General features: G+C 57.6%; 16 protein-coding genes. 10 read left to right on the top strand and 6 right to left on the bottom strand.

Going from position 1 to position 18,920, the window contains the following annotated elements; all coding sequences use genetic code 11:
* Window positions 1-116 precede the first annotated feature (116 nt).
* Together ACN0TA_RS17180 and ACN0TA_RS17175 are read right to left on the bottom strand one after the other, a co-directional pair.
* Window positions 117-1,106 carry an MDR family oxidoreductase gene (locus tag ACN0TA_RS17180; protein WP_417585220.1) on the bottom strand — a complete coding sequence of 330 codons (990 nt, stop codon included), beginning with the start codon at window positions 1,104-1,106 and terminating at the stop codon, window positions 117-119.
* Window positions 1,107-1,175: 69 nt separating this feature from the next.
* Complete coding sequence (locus ACN0TA_RS17175) at window positions 1,176-2,930, bottom strand: hypothetical protein (RefSeq protein ID WP_417585218.1); 1,755 nt, start codon at window positions 2,928-2,930, stop codon at window positions 1,176-1,178.
* Between the two features lie 268 nt (window positions 2,931-3,198).
* Here ACN0TA_RS17175 and ACN0TA_RS17170 point away from each other — a divergent pair, with 268 nt between their 5' ends.
* From ACN0TA_RS17170 to ACN0TA_RS17155, 4 genes are all read left to right on the top strand, one after another.
* Window positions 3,199-3,648 carry a hypothetical protein gene (locus tag ACN0TA_RS17170; RefSeq protein WP_417585216.1) on the top strand — a complete coding sequence of 150 codons (450 nt, stop codon included), beginning with the start codon at window positions 3,199-3,201 and terminating at the stop codon, window positions 3,646-3,648.
* A gap of 458 nt (window positions 3,649-4,106) precedes the next feature.
* Window positions 4,107-4,304 carry a hypothetical protein gene (locus ACN0TA_RS17165; protein WP_417585214.1) on the top strand — a complete coding sequence of 66 codons (198 nt, stop codon included), beginning with the start codon at window positions 4,107-4,109 and terminating at the stop codon, window positions 4,302-4,304.
* A gap of 249 nt (window positions 4,305-4,553) precedes the next feature.
* A complete protein-coding gene (gene otsB, locus ACN0TA_RS17160; RefSeq protein ID WP_417585212.1) occupies window positions 4,554-5,360 on the top strand; it encodes a trehalose-phosphatase in 807 nt (268 codons plus the stop codon).
* Entirely contained in the window at window positions 5,357-6,883 is a 1,527-nt protein-coding gene (locus ACN0TA_RS17155; protein ID WP_417585210.1) for an alpha,alpha-trehalose-phosphate synthase (UDP-forming), read from the top strand. Before otsB ends, ACN0TA_RS17155 begins: the two co-directional genes overlap by 4 nt.
* Before the next feature lie 57 nt (window positions 6,884-6,940).
* Here the strand turns inward: ACN0TA_RS17155 and ACN0TA_RS17150 are convergent, their stop codons facing one another.
* The 3 genes from ACN0TA_RS17150 to ACN0TA_RS17140 all read right to left on the bottom strand — a co-directional run bounded on the left by ACN0TA_RS17150 (window position 6,941) and on the right by ACN0TA_RS17140 (window position 10,518).
* A complete protein-coding gene (locus ACN0TA_RS17150; protein ID WP_417585208.1) occupies window positions 6,941-7,891 on the bottom strand; it encodes a substrate-binding domain-containing protein in 951 nt (316 codons plus the stop codon).
* 79 nt (window positions 7,892-7,970) lie between these two features.
* Window positions 7,971-9,002 carry an ABC transporter permease gene (locus ACN0TA_RS17145; protein WP_417585206.1) on the bottom strand — a complete coding sequence of 344 codons (1,032 nt, stop codon included), beginning with the start codon at window positions 9,000-9,002 and terminating at the stop codon, window positions 7,971-7,973.
* Window positions 8,983-10,518 (bottom strand): sugar ABC transporter ATP-binding protein, encoded by a 1,536-nt coding sequence (locus tag ACN0TA_RS17140; RefSeq protein ID WP_417585278.1) that lies wholly within the window; start codon window positions 10,516-10,518, stop codon window positions 8,983-8,985. The genes ACN0TA_RS17145 and ACN0TA_RS17140 overlap by 20 nt, the downstream gene beginning before the upstream one ends.
* Window positions 10,519-10,726: 208 nt before the next feature.
* Here ACN0TA_RS17140 and ACN0TA_RS17135 point away from each other — a divergent pair, with 208 nt between their 5' ends.
* Entirely contained in the window at window positions 10,727-11,749 is a 1,023-nt protein-coding gene (locus tag ACN0TA_RS17135) for a LacI family DNA-binding transcriptional regulator (RefSeq protein WP_417585204.1), read from the top strand.
* A gap of 89 nt (window positions 11,750-11,838) precedes the next feature.
* Here ACN0TA_RS17135 and ACN0TA_RS17130 read toward each other — a convergent pair whose 3' ends face one another.
* Window positions 11,839-12,210, bottom strand: coding sequence for a hypothetical protein (locus ACN0TA_RS17130; protein WP_417585202.1), 372 nt, complete (start codon window positions 12,208-12,210; stop codon window positions 11,839-11,841).
* 229 nt (window positions 12,211-12,439) lie between these two features.
* On the opposite strand from ACN0TA_RS17130, the gene ACN0TA_RS17125 reads away from it, so the two are divergent.
* The 5 genes from ACN0TA_RS17125 to ade all read left to right on the top strand — a co-directional run bounded on the left by ACN0TA_RS17125 (window position 12,440) and on the right by ade (window position 18,897).
* Window positions 12,440-13,975 (top strand): ABC transporter ATP-binding protein, encoded by a 1,536-nt coding sequence (locus ACN0TA_RS17125; protein ID WP_417585200.1) that lies wholly within the window; start codon window positions 12,440-12,442, stop codon window positions 13,973-13,975.
* The gene (locus ACN0TA_RS17120; RefSeq protein WP_417585198.1) at window positions 13,972-15,066 is read left to right on the top strand and encodes an ABC transporter permease; all 1,095 of its coding nucleotides are present in this window, start codon (window positions 13,972-13,974) and stop codon (window positions 15,064-15,066) included. The genes ACN0TA_RS17125 and ACN0TA_RS17120 overlap by 4 nt, the downstream gene beginning before the upstream one ends.
* Window positions 15,059-15,973 carry an ABC transporter permease gene (locus ACN0TA_RS17115; RefSeq protein ID WP_417585196.1) on the top strand — a complete coding sequence of 305 codons (915 nt, stop codon included), beginning with the start codon at window positions 15,059-15,061 and terminating at the stop codon, window positions 15,971-15,973. The genes ACN0TA_RS17120 and ACN0TA_RS17115 overlap by 8 nt, the downstream gene beginning before the upstream one ends.
* A gap of 26 nt (window positions 15,974-15,999) precedes the next feature.
* Window positions 16,000-17,073: a BMP family ABC transporter substrate-binding protein gene (locus ACN0TA_RS17110; protein ID WP_417585194.1), complete on the top strand. Its 1,074-nt coding sequence runs from the start codon at window positions 16,000-16,002 to the stop codon at window positions 17,071-17,073.
* Between the two features lie 114 nt (window positions 17,074-17,187).
* On the top strand, window positions 17,188-18,897 hold the full coding sequence (ade, locus tag ACN0TA_RS17105; RefSeq protein ID WP_417585192.1) for an adenine deaminase: 1,710 nt from the start codon (window positions 17,188-17,190) through the stop codon (window positions 18,895-18,897).
* The last annotated feature ends 23 nt before the right edge of the window (window positions 18,898-18,920 follow it).

Raw genomic sequence — 18,920 nt, 5'->3', positions numbered from 1 at the left:
GAAGTCCTCCGCCAAATTACCCGTTACCCTATAGCCATCTGACAAATTTTCGAGAGGCCTTCGCCCGGCTGGATCACGGCCTGCGAGCTCTTTGAATTTCAGCGCTGAAAGGCAGCTTAGCTTTTGGGCGACACGATCACCCGCCCCTTGATCTTTCCGGCCAGGATCTCACTGGATAGCTCAGGTAGGTCAGCGAGCCCGACCTCGCGTACCATCCGCTCGTAAACTCCAAACCCAAACAATGCGGACAACCGATCCCATGCTGCCGTCCGCGCCTCGAAGGGCTGCATGACGCTATCTATTCCGGCCAATGTTATGCCGCGCAGAATAAAGGGGATTACACTGGCGTCCCAGGCATCGCCAGCCGCCAAACCGACCGCTGCAACACAGCCGCCCCCGTGAATCTGCTTGAGTAATTCTCCAAGCGGTGCCCCGCCAACGCTATCTACAGCCCCCACCCAACGGGTCGCCATCAATTTCTTGCCAGATTTCGTCAGCACCTCGCGGCCAACGACCTCAGACGCCCCAAGCGCTTTAAGATCGTCGGCCAGCTCGGCACGGCCGGTCATTGCATGGACTTTGTAGCCAAGCCGCGCCAATAAAAGCACAGCCATAGACCCCACACCGCCTCCGGCGCCCGTGACCAGAATATCGCCATCGCTTGGCTTGATGCCTTCGGATTTTAGCCGGTTCACCGCCAGCATAGCAGTGAGCCCTGCCGTGCCGAGCACCATAGCATGACGGGTCGATAGTTGTTTGGGCAGCGGCACGAGCCAATCGGCGTCAACGCGTGCTCTGGTGGCAAAGCCACCCCAGTGCCACTCTCCCACCCGCCAGCCGGTTAAAACCACAGCCTGTCCGGGGTGGTAGCGTTCATCAGTGCTTTCGATAACCCGACCAGCAAAATCGACACCGCCGATATGGGGATAGGCGCGCACCAAACCACCAATGCCGGCGAGCGCCATACCATCCTTGTAATTGAACCCTGCCCAATCGATTCCGATCAGAACATTGCCGTCGGGCAATTGTGCATCGTCGAGTTCGGCAATGCGCGATGCGACCTTGCCGTCTTCCCCCTTGTCGGTCACCAGTGCTGTAAAACTCATGGCGCCACCTCCGGCCGTCATCTCACAGTGATTTGCAATGCGCGTCCAGTCGCAATCGAACCGGCACGATCAGAAAGGTTGTGCCAGGCGATCGAGCGGAACGCCGGCGCTGATGATTCCGGTTGAAATCGCGCGCAACAGATCCGGATCCATAACATGGGCGCGCAGGACGGGCATAATCCCCTGCCGCCTGAACCGCTGGCTGGCTAACAGACGGGGCAAATAAGCATTTATGATGTCGGCATCTCGCAAATGCCCTCCGGCAGCCACCATGACTGCCGATCCAAGATCTGGCGCAGCTGACAAGATCCGCTCCCCAATGGCTGCCGCCTGTATGTAGTCACCTTCACGCATTGCCCATAGGGCAGGAACTATCGAATAGAAATCGGGCGGATCGGCCTCGATCGAAAGTGCGCGCTGCGAGAGCATCACTGCTGCCTGCCAATTGCCGTTGAGACTTTCGACAAACCCATAGTCAGCCAGCACATCGACCATTGCCGGGTTGAGTTGGATAGCAGTGTTATAGCCGTCGCGGGCGTTGCTGTTTTCTCCGGCAAGAAATGCAACATAGGCGCGTTGTGCCCAGTTGAACCCATTGGTAGGCTCAAGAAGGATTGCCTGCTCTGCGAGCGCACGCCCCTGCTCGATGAGTGCCGCCCCCTCGATGGTATCGTTGCCCACACGCCACCCGCGGTCAGCCGTTAGAACCGATAGTATGGCAAATCCCTCGGAGCGTTCCTCACTCATTGACTGGTGGGCGCAGCGCTCGAGCATAGTTGTGTCATAGCTGTGGCGTCGCTCACGAAACACCGAATAAGCAATCATGCATGGATAGGGATCGAGCACTATGCGTTCGTCGGCCGAGCGACCATCGATCCAGTTTCTTGCTGCCTTGTGCAACGGGCCACGCGGACTACCAAGACGCAGTGAGAATGCTTCTGAAACATCCTGCAATGTCAGGCTTGGTGCACCTTCATCAATCTCTGCCTCAACCTCAAACGTCGCCAGTACCGATCGACTCGACACATCCTGGAGCAAGACAGAGTAGAGAATTCCACCTGGTGAACGCCGGGCTACGCCCGACAACACATAGGCCGCGTCACTTGTCTGTTCGACACCCAATGGCTCAGCTTGGACCCCACCATATCGTGCCGAAAGTTCTGAAAACTGATTGAGATCCGTCACCAGTTCCAGAGCCAAACCCGCGACAAGCGGCATACTGCGCTGGTCATTGGTGAGATTTTCGAAGTCTTCAACAACCACCATTGGCATTGAAGGTTGAGCGGTTTCGGGCTCCAATGACGTGCGGCGTCCTAGCTCCGGCCAGAAGTATAGCGACCCAATCAGCAAGATTGCCGCGGCGGCGCCAGCAACCCAGATGGAGCGCGAAGGCGCCTGTGGCGGTCGCGTCGCATCGCTCTCGGCGCTCACATCCTTGGGCTGCGGCGCCTCATTCTTTGTGGAAACGGACCCGCGTGCAACAAATTCGGGAACGTATCGTCCTACCGGCAGGACGATGCGGACCGGAGCAGTTCCCAATTCCAGCTTGTCGAACTCTTCGATGAGCCCTCGCAGCCGTCGCGCCTGTACCCTGACGATGGGATCGGATTGCGGATCGAAAGTCTCGCTCCGTCCGAACACATCGACTGCGATCGAATACGCTTTGACTGAGCCTTCGCGCCCGGCGAGGGCTGCCTCCACCACATAAGTGAGAAATGCAGAAAGTCTTGGAGAGCGCGCCATTGGCGGCCAGGCCAGCAGCTCATTGAGCGCCTGGCGAGCCGCCTTCTGTTCGTCCTCGGCGTGCACCCGCCCGTCCGGCATGAGCTTCTCCTTGCCGTCACAATAGACTTCCATGTTTTACATGTAAATCGACCCTCCATTTACCGCTTTTTACCGGGGATAACCTTTTCCCGGTCAGGTGTTTCCCTCATATGCCCCAGATGCAGCCTGCCTGTGCCGCACTATGTACATCTTGGCTGCGACGGAGATTGCCTCTTGGCGGAGAGGCTCGGAATTTTTCTCTTATTGACGCGAGTTCTTACGTCGACCTGAGCGTTTTCAGCACAGGTCTTTTTCCTGGTTGAGGCCAATGACCAGCAATGCCCCGCTCGAGCCGCTATTCGTGCTCGTCGACGACCACAAACACTCTGCGCGCCTTATGCGTCGGGCTATGCAAGCGACAACCTCCCCAGCTCGCGTGGCTTGGATTGGCAGCGCACGACGCGCCGAACGGACCCTTCTGCGCCTTCTCGGCTCGAGCGGCATCGACCGGCCGGACATGGTTATTGTGGATCTCAAGTCACAGTCAGGCGCATCGGCCGACTTCATATCCCGCATCGGGAACTTCGTCGCCGATGCGAACGTTCCGCTGGCAGCCATTGCAGATACTGGAGCAGCAGAGTGCCGTCGTGAGCTGCTCGACAGCGGTGCCGATGCGGTTTTCGTCCGACACCACGAACTGGACGCCTATCGGGCAGAAATGGCGTCCCTCGTTGATTTCTGGGTACGGGAGACCGTCACCTGGCCCATTCGGGCGTAGCCACCGCGTCCCCGGCTACGTCCGATAGGGAGGAATGTGCTTCGTAGTCCCCCAAGGAACGCGCTTGCATTCATTCCTCCCGCCTTTTCGGCCCTTTGGGCTTCAGCGCACTTCGCGGCCATTGCCGCGATCGAAAAGACTGGCAAGGCTCGCGTCCTCGCTTTTCCAGTCTTTAGGGGAGAGGGGCATCTGTAATATTGCCAGCCGGCCTAGGCCGTGCCTCTCCCCGATTTTTCCACTGCCAGGCACAATAGACAGCACCCGCTAATGAACTGTTTTCAATCGCTTAATCCCAAGCGCTAACGTTCGGTATCGGCTTAGTGTTGGGACACTCATTAACAAATGCTTGCCAGACGGTTTCGTCTCAAGCATTCTGCAGCTGTATGCGGCGTTAACTTTCCGGAAAGTTCTGCGGATCGATCCGCCGTCTTAATCCGGACATGTGCGGGGAGGCCACCATGATGACCACACCACGCCTCGTCAGTCTGACCGCTTTAGCGGCCAGCCTGTTCATCGTCATATTGACGATTACTCAAGCCAATGGATTGACGGTAACACCCTCGACAGCCGTGGCGAATATTGCCTGCATCGATACGGCAGATTCACTTGGCTGCCCGGATTCAGCTTCATTGATCCGAACCGTTATCCAGCGCTGACAAAGATTACGCCCTGGCCGGGCACCCCCTGGCCAGGCACTCAAATGGCCCGATCCGCTACAATCCACCACCGGTGACTAGCCGGTATGCGCTGTTGGCTGTTGCTTTGGCGGCCGCAGTCGGCAAGTCTTTGGTATAGCCAGCCAAAAGGCAGACACGAGACGGTCCCTGTCGCCCCATCCCGGAACCCTTTGTCTTTATGGACATTGAATTGACGGAGCGAACTCAAACAAACAAGCCCCGGAGAATATGCAAAACGCGGTTTCCGCTATCCTGTCCGCCAGTTCGGACCCGGTAGCGATATTTACCGATTTCGACGGCACGCTCGTCGAAATCGCCTCACACCCTGACGCTGTGCAGGTCCCCCGCGACCTTCCCGCGCGGCTCGGCGCCCTATATACAGCGCTTGACGGCGCTCTTGCCGTTGTAACTGGGCGTACCATTGAGACAGTCGATGCGTTTCTCCCCGGTCAGGACTTCTCAGTTTCTGGCAGTCATGGTGCAGAGCTGCGTCACGAAGGCGAAACCACCGGCCCTAAACCCCACCTTGTAGCCGACGCCAGAACCATCACCGCCCACGTATTTGAGAAACTTGGTGCGGAAGCCGGCTTGCTCATCGAGCCCAAACCAACCGGAGTTGCTGTTCACTACCGCGCAGCGCCCGAAAAGGGCGCTATAGCCAGCGCAGCCATCGAAAGCGCCATCCAGGACTATTCCGATTTTCACGCTATTGCCGGCAAGATGGTGGTGGAGGTTCGTCCCACATCGGCCAATAAAGGCGCGGCCATAATCCGATTAATGCAAGTTAACCCGTTTGCCGGGCGCTTGCCGGTCTTCATCGGCGATGACGTGACCGATGAAGATGGCTTTCAGGCCGCCGCCGATTTGGGAGGATTTGGCATAAGGATAGGCGAACCGACACAAACCAGGGCCCGGTTCGCCCTCCCCGACATTGCATCGCTCTTTGCTTATTTCGAGGCCCTTATTGAGAGGGAACAAAACACAGCCGCACCCGATTTTGCCGATCAAAGCGTTCAGGAAAGCCAGGTCAAATGAGCCGCCTAATCATTGTTTCAAACCGTATTCCCGGAAAATCTCCAGCCGCCGGCGGACTCGCCGTCGCACTGAAAAAAACGCTCTCAGCAAGAGACGGCTTCTGGTTCGGTTGGTCGGGTTCGTTTGCCGAAAGCCCCAGCAAGGATGCCAAGTTCGAGACTGTGGACGGGCTGCAGATTGGTTCGATCGACATGACCAAGTCCGATCACCAGAGCTATTATGCCGGGTTTTCCAATTCTATCCTCTGGCCGGCCTTCCACTTGCGCCTCGATCTGACCGACATTCACTCCCATTGGTATGAGGGCTACCGCCGGGTGAACGTGCAATTCGCCGAGGCAATCGCCAAGCATATTCAGCCCGATGACATCATCTGGGTGCATGATTACCATCTTATTCCGCTCGCGACGGAACTGCGCCGTCGCAATATCCGCAACAAGATCGGCTTCTATCTTCACATCCCCTTCCCCACCCCCGATGCGCTCAACGCAATTCCCCATCACGAGGAGTTGCTGACTGATCTGCTTGCCTATGATTTGGTTGGGTTTCAGGCGCAGCGCGACGTCGCTGCCTTCAACGAATTTATCGCTCATGAGGAAATGTACCGCCAGGCTGGCGGCACCCCTTTTGAAATCGAAATGGGCAATACAGTCCTTGAGGCTTTCCCGATCGGCTCGGACCCCGACGCCTTTGGCAAGCTGGCCATCAGCCCGAACGCTCAGAAGTTGTACAAACGCGTCGAGCGTTCAATGAACGGTCGCGCCATGATTTTAGGCGTCGACCGACTGGATTATTCCAAGGGCTTGCCCCAGCGCGTTCAGGCCTATGAGAAACTGCTCGAGAATAATGCCAATCTTCGGCGCGCCGTCCACATGATCCAGATCGCGCCGCCCTCGCGCGATACGATCAAAGAGTATCAGGTGATCTCCGATGAACTCGATACCGCAGTGGGCCGATTAACGGGACGCTTTGCAGAGCCGGACTGGCTGCCCATTACTTACGTCAAACGCGCCTACTCCCAAGCCTCTCTAGCCGGTCTTTATCGCCTTGCGCGCGTCGGACTCGTTACGCCACTACGCGACGGAATGAACCTTGTCGCTCACGAATATGTCGGCTCTCAGAACCCAGAGAACCCCGGCGTTCTTGTCCTGTCACGTTTTGCCGGGGCGGCGGAAATCTTCCACGAAGCGCTTATCATCAATCCCTTCGATACCGATGAAACCGCCGAGGCAATGCGCAAGGCAATCGCCATGCCGCTCGAAGAACGCAAGGAACGTTGGCAGAGCCTGATGAAGACGGCTCAAACCTACAACGTGGACAATTGGGCTGACAATTATCTGGCCGCATTGGCCGGCGACACCCCGGCAGCTGACAAAGACCAGCATCCCGATGGCGACCCCAACGCAGAAAACGAACTGCTGCCCCGATCCGGAACACTTGGGCGCCCGGCAAAACCGTCGCTGGAGCAACGCACGCCGCGTCTTTCGATTCTCCCTTGGCTGCGATCGGTGTTTTCCGGCACGTGAACGCAAAAAAAGGGCAGCTCGCGAGCCGCCCTTCTTTTTAGCGCTATTACAGCACCATCAGAATGTTGAATCCGGGAAGTAATAGTTCTCGGCATTCTCTGGCGTAATGAGTGGAGCGCCCAGAATGTACTCGCCGGAAACCGGACCGTTCGAAGTGAAATGGCTCACCGTCACATCCATGGCGGTAGCGATCATTGCGGGCGGATAAAGCACATCCACCGGCACCAGTTCCGAGCCATCCATGACCATCTGGATGATTTCCTTCATCCCGGCGCCGCCAACGATGAACAGCTCATCCTCACGGCCAGCCTGACGCACGGCTTCAATAACGCCCAACGCAATATCGTCATCCTGTGCCCAGACGCCGTCGATGTCCGGAAAGCGCGACAGGAAGTCCTGCATCACTTCGAACCCGTCATCACGGTTCCAGTTGGCATATTGGTTGTCCAGAACGTTAATGCCGGACCCATCGATAGTTTCCATGAAGGCATTGAAGCGCTCGTCGTCGATGACTGTCGGAATGCCACGCAGGATGACGATGTTGTCGCCTTCCCCGAGCCTGGACAGGAAGTACTCACCAGAAACCGTACCCAGAGCGGTGTTGTTCCCCGCCACATAGACGTCCTCGATACCTTCCTGGGCCAGTCCGCGGTCAACCACGGTGACGAAGACCCCGGATTCCTTGACCATGCGCACCGGATCGGTAAGCGGCTCGGATTCGAAGGGCAGAACGACAAGAGCATCTATCTGATGAATGGAGATCAGATCTTCCAGATCGTTGGCCTGTTGTGCCGGGCCGTCAGCTGCGATCAGGATGACATCAATATCGGGATTGGCGTCTTCGATACGGGTCATGGCCTGCTCGGCATGCCAGTTTAGCCCGCCTGCCCAACCGCGCGTAGCGGCAGGAATGGAAACACCGATCTTGATGTCCTGGGCCGCCGCAGCGGTCACCCCCAGCGCAACGCTGCACAGAGCAGCACCGGCAATGAGCTTGAGTGTTCGCATGATAGTCCTCCTTGGTTTTAATCACGCCTCTCCTCAAGGCGCTGCCCCCGCCGGCGCGTTTGCGCCGGTTGGAATTTGTCTAACCCTTGGTCTTCCTAAAGATATTGAGGTGACCGAGATTGCCGCGCTGCAGCCAGACTGCGGCAATGATGATGATGCCCTGAACCGCGCCATTGAGATAGTTCGAGATGATGTCTGTAAGGTTCAAAATGTTGCCGATGGTCGTGAGCATGATCGCGCCGATGACAGTGCCGCCAATGCGACCATAACCGCCCTTGAGCATGGTGCCCCCGATGATCACGGCGGCAATGGCTTCGAGTTCCCAAAGGACGCCCGTTGAAGACGAGGCCGACCCCAGTCGCGGCACATAGATGATTGTTGCTATCGAAACGCAAAGCCCTTGAATGACGTACGTAAGTGTCTTGATCCGATCGACCTTGATGGCCGAATAGCGAGCAACGGTTTCATTGGATCCGATCGCCATGCAGTATCGCCCGAATGCTGTGCGATTGAGCAAAATCCAGCCCAGGACTGCCACCAGAGCAAACACGACAACGGGAATGGGAATGCCTAACAGGCTGCCGTAATAGACGGGCCGATACGCATCGCGCACGTCAAACGCCAGCGACAGCGTGCCGCCATCGGCGAAATAGGTCACCAGCGAACGGAAAATTCCCATGGTGCCGAGCGTCACGATGAAGGCCTCTATCTTGCCCTTGGTCGTCATGAAGCCGTTGAGAAAACCCGCGGCCAATCCAAGGAGAACCGAAGCGGCGCAGCCGAGCAGTACAGTGGAAATTCCCGTCCCCAATGTCTCGATCGCAGCGTTCATGACGATAATCATCACACCCGAAATCACTGCGGCCATCGAGCCGACCGAAAGGTCGATCCCACCTGCGGTGATCACAAAGGTCGCGCCGACGGCAATGATGCCGATGAAGGCGGAACGAGTCAGAAGGTTGGCGATATTGCCCTCGGATGCAAAAGCTGGGTTGAGCGCCAACCCCAAGAGACACAAGGCGATCAGCGCCACCAACGGACCGAAGGTGTGGTAATCGATCTTGAACCGCTTTTTGGCGGGCTTTACACCCTCATGCGCTTGCGCGGTCATCGTCTAACTCTCCCTTGAGTCCAGCGGCATAGCGCATGATTTCCCCTTCTTTGATTTCAGCGCCTTCGAGCGTACCCATGCGGCGACCTTCACGCATCACCACCACCCGGTGCGAAAGCCCGATCACTTCCTGCATTTCCGATGACACGACGATTATGGATTTGCCCTCTTTGGCGAGGGCGGCAATGATGTGATAAATTTGCTGTTTGGTGCCGACGTCTATGCCACGCGTCGGCTCGTCGATAATGACGATTTCCGGCTCGCTTTCCATCGCCTTGCCAAGCATCAGTTTTTGCTGATTGCCGCCAGAAAGCTGACCGACACGGACGGAGGCATCGCGCGCCCTGATATCGAACCGTCGCGTCGCCCGCTCCATGGCTTCGACTTCACTGGCTTCGTTGAGAAAACCGCGCTTGATGTGGCGCTTGAGTGTTAAAAGAGTCAGGTTCGATTGCAGTCCGATATTAAGCAGCAATCCCTTTCCCTTGCGGTCCTTGGTCATATAGACCAGCCCAGCATCGATAGCCTCTCCGATCGCTGAAAACGCTACGGGCTCGCCTCTTAACCGCACAATACCACCGGTTTTCTCGGTTAGCCCCACGATCGCTTCCATCACGGCAGTCCGCCCCGAGCCGATCAGTCCGGCAAACCCGAGAATCTCTCCCCGCCGTAAAGCAAAGCTCACCCCCCGAACGCCGGGCGCCGTCAGATCATCGACAGAAAGAAGCACCGGTGCATCGACATCGGGTTCGTCCTTGGGCGGATAAAGGTTGGAAAGTTCACGTCCAACCATCATTTCGGCAATCGCGTCCGGCGTAAGATCACCAGTATCCACGGTTGCGATCAATTGCCCGTCACGAAGCACAGTAATGCGGTCGGACAGCGCCATGACCTCGTCGAGCTTGTGGGAGATAAAGACAATGGCCACGCCCTTCGACTTGAGGCGCCGCACCTGCTCAAAAAACGTATCGGTCTCGGCCGAAGTCAGGACGGCCGTTGGCTCGTCCATGATCAATACCCGTGCATCGCGACTGATTGCCTTAGCGATCTCCACCATCTGCTTGTCGGCAACCGACAGGGTGTTGATGCGGGCATTGGGATCGATCGAAACGTGCAGACCATCGAGAATGCGCTGAGTTTCCGAGAGCATGTCTGCGCGGCGCAAGAATCCGAAGCGCGTCCATTCACGACCAAGAAAAATACTCTCTGCAACAGTGAGGTGTTCAGCGAGGTTCAGTTCTTGATGGATAACGACGATTCCAAGTGACGCACTTTCCCCGTTTGAAGGGAGCCGTATCGGCTCACCGTCCAGAACGATAGTGCCGGAGGTAGGCTGCTCGATCCCCGAGAGGATCTTGATGAGCGTCGATTTTCCCGCGCCATTCTCACCTATCAACGCATGAACTTCGCCCTCACGAACATCGAAATCGATGCTGAAAAGGACCGGCACTTCTCCAAAGCTCTTGGAAACCCTGCTGGCTGCAAGAATATGTGGTGCACTGGCACCATCGGCCATCACCAGTCCTCCCCCGACTTTCTTGGCCAGAACACTGTCCAACCTCTCCCATTGCCGGTTGTGTAAACCTTTTCATTTGACATGTAAAGGTTTACACAGAGGCAGATGTGTATAAACCATTGTGCTGGGACAATGGTGCCAACGCACCGTGGATCCGTTGCGTTGAATGGCCGTGCTCCGCAAGGACAAAAAACGGCATGGGGGAGCCTTGAGCGCGGTCAAACCAGCAACGATTGAGGATGTGGCACTGATCGCCGGCGTGTCGATCGCCACAGTTTCCCGCGCGCTCAACGAACCGGGTAAAGTCGCCGAATCCACCCGTCGCAAGGTCATAGAAGCGGTTGCTCAGACCGGCTACACGACCAACGCTATGGCGCGCAATCTACGCACCCGGCGCTCACACATGATCCTGATTTTGGCACCCGATGTCGGCGATCCGAATTTTTCCAACATTCTGGTGGGGCTTGAAACCGAAGCGTCTAAGCGCGGCTATGGCGTCTTGATTGGCAACACCCAGAATGACCCCGTGCGGGAAACGAACTACCTGCGCTTCATATCGTCCAACCAGGCTGACGGTATCATCTTGCTTACCGGCCACCTGCCTTTTGGCCTCGCAGAAGAACAGCCGGGCGCCAGACTTCCCCCCATGGTCGCGATCAATGAGCCGATTACGAACTCCGAAATTCCATTCGTCGGCGTGGACAATGTGGAAGGGGCACGTGTGGCTACCGACCACCTCATCAGTCAGGGTCATAGGGAGATAGCGTTTATCGGACAATCGCCAGGTCGGGTCGTTGCCCAATTGCGAGAGCGGGGGTTTCGCACTGCGATGTCAGCCGCCGGCATACCGGCGCAGCCCGGGTTCATACTCGAAGCTGACGGCACGACGGAAAGCGGCCGCGCAGCGGCCGAGCGCATGTTCGTTCGCGACAGGCTGCCCACTGCATTTTTTTGCGTCAACGACGCCACGGCACTGGGCGTGTTGATTGCACTCACAGCGCGCGGCTATCAATTGCCACATGAATTTTCGGTGATGGGATTTGACGACATTTCGTTTGCCAGCTTTGTCACTCCATCGCTCACGACGATGAAACAGCCGCGCTTGAAAATCGGCGAAGCAAGCATGGACCTCCTGCTGGAAATGCTCGAGGGGGAGCGGCCGAACCGGCGAGAAATTCTCTTGCGTTCAGAACTTATCCTGCGCAATTCAGTCGCTCTGCGCCGATCTTGATTTGCACCGGTGTAGCGCCGGGGAAAAGATCGAACAGCCACCTCAAGACAATTTATGGCCCTGCCTGAGGTGGCAATCGATCAAGCGTGCTATTGGGCCGCTGGTGTTTGAGTCTCTTCGCTGGCTGGCGCTGCGTCTTCAGTTTCTGCTGGTGCTGTCGCTTCAGGTGTTGCAGTCGCCGGAGTCTCGGGCTCGGTTACAGCCTCGTCTGCCGGCACTGGTGTAGGCAATGCGTCAAGGTCGCCTTCCACATCATCATCTGCAGCAGGCACATCTTCGAGCGTCGCCCCGCCATCCGTCGTTGTGGCAGTCTCGTCGTATGTAGCTGTACTAAACCAATAAACAGCTGCGAACAGGACCACGATGGCGACAATGCCAAAGATCAAAACCCGCGAATTCATCTTGCGGCTATTGCCCTGCCGCACTTCAGTCTTGGTCAGCTCGGGTTTTTCATCAGTCATCGCTACGTCCCTCGTCATACGGACCCGGCCGGAGCCCAACGGACCGGGAATTGTGCCCGGCAGCGGATAAACGCACGGCTCTGCCACGCGTTCCACCAACTTGTGACGCAAAAATGTGCAATCGAAAATTATCGTTCAACAACTGGCCACCATGAGTACAAACGACCTTGCATGCCGCGAATTGTGACGACATAGTGTTTTTGTCCATTTGGTCCAATTTTGGCGCGTGATGACAGTAAGCGGTCCCGAACCACTGCTGACCCTAAGGGGTCTCACCAAGTCCTTCGGGACCTTTAAGGCCAACGACTCCGTCGATTTGCAGATTTTTCCGGGCGAAATCCACGCCCTGCTGGGAGAAAACGGGGCTGGCAAATCAACTTTTGTCAAAATGCTCTATGGCGCGCTTCAGCCTGATGCCGGCGAAATCGTCTGGCGCGGCAAATCGGTGTCGATTCCCAGCCCGGCTTTTGCGCGACAGCTTGGCGTTGGCATGGTGTTCCAGCACTTCTCCCTGTTCGAAGCGCTTACTGTCGCCGAAAATGTTGCGGTCGCACTGTCCGGTGAAACGCCGATCAAGAAAATTGCCGCCGACGTGGAAACCGTCTCACGCGACTACGGCCTTCCGCTCAAGGCCGAGGCTTATGTGCACGATCTCTCGGTTGGTGAACGCCAGCGCATCGAAATCGTCCGTTGCCTTTTGGGTCATCCCGACCTCATCATCATGGATGAGCCGACATCGGTGCTCACGCCGCAGGAGGTCGACGATCTTTTTGCCGTGCTGCGCAAGCTGCGCGATGAGGGCAAGGCGATCCTTTACATCTCACACAAGCTTGAAGAAGTCAGGACGCTCTGCGAACGCGCAACAATTCTGCGCCACGGCAAAATCGTCGGCACGTGCACTCCGCGCGACGAAACAGCGGCGTCGATTGCCCGCATGATGGTGGGCGCCGACATTCACCAGATCCGCCCGGCCAGGGCCAGAGCCCAGGGCACTGCGCCGCTGCTCTCGATCTCCGGTCTTTCAATGGGTTCCAAAGAGGTTTTCGGCACACCTCTCAAAGATGTCTCCCTTGACCTTTTTCCTGGCGAAATCGTTGGCATCGCCGGCATCGCCGGCAACGGCCAGTCCGAGCTTTTCGATGTCCTTTCAGGCGAGCGTCTTGCCGGACGCCCTGAGCAGATCACATTGTTCGGCCAGCCAGTGGGCCACGACGATATCTCTGCGCGACGCGCCAAAGGTGCTGTGTTTGTTTCCGAGGAACGCCTGGGACACGCCACTGTCCCCTCACTTTCGCTGAGCGAAAATGTCATCCTCACCCGTTACAGGGTCAACACCGGCCTCAGATCCGGCCCGTTCCTCAACCGCGGCAAGGCTAAGAACCTGCTCGAAACCATTGTGGACAGGCTCGACGTGCGCAAAAGCGCATCCGACCCTGCTGCCCAATCGCTCTCGGGGGGCAATCTTCAAAAATTCATTATCGGGCGCGAAGTCCTCGAAGACCCGAAGGTGATCGTCGTCAATCAGCCAACTTGGGGCGTTGACGCAGGGTCGGCCGCTCGTATCCGCCAGACTCTTGTCGATCTCGCCGAAGGCGGCGCCGCCGTTCTGGTTATCAGCCAGGATCTGGACGAGCTCTTCGAGTTTACCGATCGGCTGGCTGCGATCGCCGAAGGCAGGCTTTCCGATTTTTGCCCCGTCGCCAAGACGGATCGCAATGCCATCGGCCTGAAAATGTCGGGCATTTTTGAGGGCCAGCCAGCATGAGGTTAGAACTCATAAAACGTGGCGATCCGTCACGTGCCCTGCAATTTCTCTCTCCACTGATCGGCCTGACCCTGGCGGTACTGACCGGGGCGATCATGTTTGCCATACTCGGCAAGGATCCGCTGACAGCGCTCTATGTCTATTTTATCGAGCCATTGACCGAGATGTGGTCCATTCACGAACTGCTCATCAAGGCAGCACCGCTGATCCTTATGGGCGCTGGGCTTTCAGTTTGTTACCTGTCCAACAACTGGAACATCGGGGCAGAGGGCCAATTCATCATGGGAGCCCTTGCCGGCTCTATCTTTCCGGTCCTTTTTACCGATTTCCAGGGCCCTCTCGTGTTGCCCCTGATGATGGCGTTCGCCATTGTGGGCGGTGCGCTCTGGGCTGGTATTCCCGCGCTGCTCAAGGCGAAATTCAACACCAACGAAATTCTTGTCAGCCTGATGCTCGTCTATGTGGCCGAGCTGATCCTCGACTATCTGGTCCGCGGTCCCTGGCGCAATCCGGGCGGCATGAATTTTCCCGAATCCGTGCGTTTTCACCAATTTGCCCGCATTCCCGAACTGATGCCCGCCGATGGTCGCGCCAATTGGGGTATACTCATTGCCATCCTTGTCGCTGTCGCCATCTGGATAATGCTCTCCCGGACCCTCAAGGGTTTCGAAATCAAGGTGCTCGGCACCAGCCCCCGCGCCGGCAAATTCGCCGGGTTCAGCGCGAAAAAGATGATATTCTTTTCGTTCCTTCTGGCCGGCGGATGTGCCGGCCTTGCAGGCATCATCGAAGTGGCCGGCGCTTCGGCACAGCTGCGCCCCATCATCTCGCCGGGCTATGGCTTTACAGCGATCATCGTCGCCTTCCTTGGCCGCCTCAATCCGCTCGGCGTGATTGTCGCCGGGCTGGTTCTGGCGCTGACCTATCTCGGTGGCGAAGCCGCACAAATCTCGCTCGGGCTTTCAGACAAGGTGGCGCGTGTCTTTCAGGGCACCCTGCTGCTCTACATTCTGGCCTGCGACACCCTGATCCACTACCGCGTCCGTTTTGCGCGGACATCAAAAGCATCGGGGAGCACAGCCGATGCTTGAATCGATCCTTCTGACCATCGCCACAGCCGCCACGCCCCTCTTGCTCGCCGCGATCGGCGAACTCGTTGTAGAACGCTCCGGCACGCTTAATCTCGGCGTCGAAGGCATGATGGTGATGGGCGCCGTTGGTGGGTTCGTCGGCATGATCGTCACTGGCAATCCGTTTATCGGCGCACTGGCCGGTGTCCTCTTCGGTACGGCGCTGTCGCTGCTGTTTGCATTTCTTGCCCTCTCGCTGGCCACCAATCAATATGCAACGGGCTTGGCTCTGACCATTCTTGGTTTGGGCCTGTCGGGCCTTATTGGCGAACCCTATGTCGGCCGCTCAGCCGTCCGTATGCCAGTTCTCGACATTCCTTTGCTCTCCGATATCCCCATCATCGGTCGGTTGCTGTTTGGCCAGGACCCCATTTTCTACATCTCCATAGCGTTGGTCTTCGGCGTCGCCTGGTTCCTTTTCAAAACCAAACAAGGGCTCACGCTGCGCTCGATCGGAGACAACCCGCAATCGGCTCATGCGCTGGGCATCAAGGTCATTCGCTACCGCTATTGCGCGGTTCTGTTTGGCGGCGCCTGCGCGGGGCTGGCCGGTGCTCACCTGTCGCTGGTCTATACACCGCAATGGACAGAGAACATGTCGGCGGGCCGCGGCTGGATCGCCCTTGCGCTGGTTGTCTTTGCCTCGTGGCGCCCCGCCCGCGTTCTCGCCGGCGCCTATCTTTTCGGGGCTGTTTCCATAGGCCAGTTGCACGCCCAGGCACTCGGGATTGGCGTTCCATCCCAATTCCTTTCCGCTCTCCCCTATCTCGCCACCGTGCTTGTTCTGGTCTTAATATCCCAGAACCGCCGGTTGACGCTGATCAATACCCCGGCTTCGCTCGGCAAGAGCTTCGTGCCGGATCGCTAGAAAACCAAATTAAGGAAGGGACATTCATGAAAACGCTTCTCTCAACCCTTGCGGCAGCCACTGCGCTGTCGCTGACGCTGGTTCCTGCTGCCGTCGCGCAAGACGCGCCCGTCGAAGCCTGCTTTGTCTATGTTGGCTCGCACACCGATGGCGGCTGGAGCCAGGCCCATGACATTGCGCGCCTGGCTGTCGAAGAAGAATACGGCGATGCCGTGGAAACCCGCTACATCGAGAATGTTGCCGAAGCGACATCCGCAGGCGCAATCGAGCGCATGGCTCGCTCCGGCTGCGACATCATCTTCACAACCTCGTTTGGCTTCATGGACCCCACCATCGCGGTCGCCGAGCGCTTCCCTGAAGTGCTGTTCGAACATGCAACCGGTTACAAGACAACGCCAAACGTCTCGGTCTACAACTCGCGCTTTTATGAGGGCCGCTATATCCAGGGCGTCATCGCAGCCTCGCTCTCGGAAGCCGGGGTCGCCGGCTATATCGGCTCGTTCCCGATCCCCGAAGTTGTGCAGGGCATCAACGCCTTCATGCTTGGCGCACAGTCGATCAACCCCGATTTTGCCGTCAAGGTTGTCTGGGCGAACTCCTGGTACGATCCCGGCGAAGAGGCCGATGCTGCCAAGGTTCTGATGGATCAGGGCGTCGACATCATCACCCAGCACACAGATTCTACCGCCCCAATGCAAGAAGCTGCGGCCCGAGGCATCAAGGCGTTCGGTCAGGCTTCCGACATGATCGAAGCCGGGCCGGAAACCCAGTTGACGGCAATCGTCGACACCTGGGCGCCATACTACATCGAACGCGTCGGCGCGGTTATCGACGGCACGTGGGAGACTTCGGACAGCTGGGACGGTCTGGTCGACGGCATCCTGACAATGGCCCCCTATACCAACATGCCTGAAGAGGTCGCTGCTCTGGCCGAGGAAACAGAAGAAGCCATTATGTCCGGTGAACTCTTTGTCTTCACCGGTCCGATTACCAAGCAGGATGGCACTGTATGGCTCGCCGAGGGCGAAAAGGCCGATGACGGCACACTGCTGGGCCTCAACTTCTATGTTGACGGCGTCGATGACCAGCTTCCTCAGTAAGCGCTGAAATTGAGATCAATCGAAGGCGGCGGCAGCAATGCCGCCGCTTTTGTTTCTTGACCGGGCCTACGGCCCGCGACACCCTGACTACGACAAGAAAACGAAAGACAAGCGATGACCGACGAAGCAACTCTCGCCCGTATGATCCGCGCCGGACGCGGTCTCGATCCTGCGGAACTGGTCATCAAGAACGTCCAACGGCTCGATATCATTACCGGTGAGATCACCCGCACGGATATCGCCATCGTCGCAGACCGTATCGTGGGCACGCACGGCACCTATAGTGGCACGACCGAAATCGATGGAGCAGATCGGTTTGCGGTCCCCGGATTCATTGATACTCACCTCCATATCGAATCCTCCCTCGTCACACCGCTCGAATTCGACCGATGCGTTCTTCCGCACGGCGTCACCACCGCCATCTGCGACCCCCATGAGATTGCCAACGTTCTTGGCGCCAGCGGCATCCGGTATTTTCTCGATTGCGCCGAGCAATCCATCATGGACATCCGCATCAATCTTTCATCGTGCGTGCCCGCCACCCCGTTCGAGACGGCAGGTGCAAGGCTCGAGATCGAAGACCTCCTGCCGTTTGCGGACCATCCCAAAATCATCGGCCTCGCCGAGATGATGAATTTTCCTGGTGTGATTAATTGCGATCCGGGCATTCTTGCCAAGCTCGAAGCCTTCCAGCACCGACATATGGACGGCCACGCTCCGCTGTTGTCGGGCGTCGATCTCAACGCCTATCTCGCTGCTGGTATTCGTACCGACCATGAAGCCACCAGCGCCAAAGAAGCGCGCGAGAAGCTCGCCAAGGGCATGGCCATTCTCATTCGCGAGGGCTCGGTGTCAAAAGATCTCGATGCCTTGGCCGAAATTCTCGACGCCAACACATCAGCATTCGTCGCGCTATGCACCGATGATCGCAATCCGCTCGACATCGCGGAAGAAGGGCATCTCGATTCCTCGATCCGGCGATTGATCGCTCATGGGTGCCCGACCCATCACGTCTATCGCGCTGCCTCTCATTCCGCAGCACGGATTTTCGGCCTCAAGGACCGTGGGCATGTCGCGCCGGGTTGGAAAGCCGATATTGCCCTGCTCGATAGCCTTGAAGAGTGCACAGTATCCGACGTCGTTTCGGCTGGACGCCTTGTGACCCAGGACATTTGGGCATCGCGTAAGGACGTAGCCCCGGTGGGCCTCCAATCCATGAAGGCCAGACCGGTAGAACCTTCAGCATTCATCACAGAACTCACTGCCGGCAAGAACGAGGTGCCGGTCATCGGCGTCAAGCCTGGCCTCATCCTCACCTTCCGTGAAAGTGCGGCTCTGGCCAGCGACGAGACTGGCCTTAAGCCAGACACCCGCGCAGACGTCATAAAGGTCGCGGTGATCGAACGCCATGGCATCAATGGCAATATAGGCCGCTCATTTGTAAAGGGCTTTGGCCTCAAACGCGGCGCCATCGCCTCGTCCGTCGGTCATGATAGCCACAACATCACGGTTGTTGGCGTGACCGATGAGGATATGGCGCTGGCCGTCAACCGCCTCATCGAAATCGGCGGTGGTTTTGCGGTTGCCTGCGAGGGCGAAATCCTCGCGGACCTGGCCCTGCCAATTGCCGGGTTGATGAGCCTTGAGCCTTTTGAGATGGTCACCGAGCATCTCGAGCACTTGCGCAAGGCTGCCAAGGCGCTCGATTGTTCGTTATCCGAACCCTTCCTCCAGGTGGCCTTCCTTGCCCTTCCGGTGATCCCTCACCTGAAAATGACAGACAATGGCCTGTTCGACGTCGGTGCTTTCGACTTTGTTTCGTGAGCAGTTTGAGTTTCGGCTGGCTT

Source organism: Pelagibacterium sp., assembly GCF_048264985.1.
GTDB lineage: Bacteria > Pseudomonadota > Alphaproteobacteria > Rhizobiales > Devosiaceae > Pelagibacterium.
Note: the sequence above shows the minus strand (reverse complement) of the source record. Positions and strands in the feature narration are given on the sequence as shown.